Below are 246 nucleotides of genomic sequence, written 5' to 3' on the forward strand. Positions count from 1 at the left end.
TCCCGAGCGCCATGCCGACCCAGACGCCGGTCTCGCCCCAGCCGGCGACGAACACGAGGTACCCCACGCTCGCGACTCGGCCCACCCAGAGGGTGAGAATCGAGATGACCATCGCGGTCTTCGTGTTGCCGGCGCCGCGGAACGCGCCTAAGATCACCTGCGAGACGCCGATGAAGGCGAACTCCACCGACCGGATCCGGACGTACTCGACCGCGTAGGAGATGGTCTCGGGCGCGTCCGGGACGT

1 protein-coding gene is annotated in these 246 nt (G+C 68.3%); it reads right to left on the bottom strand.

Annotation, left to right across the window (positions count from 1 at the left end; all coding sequences use genetic code 11):
* Nucleotides 1-246 (bottom strand): MATE family efflux transporter (locus EXE44_RS19240; protein ID WP_241991917.1); only part of this gene is annotated, 246 nt, incomplete at both ends.

This window comes from Halorubrum sp. SS7 (assembly GCF_005435055.1).
Classification (GTDB): Archaea; Halobacteriota; Halobacteria; order Halobacteriales; family Haloferacaceae; genus Halorubrum; species Halorubrum salinarum.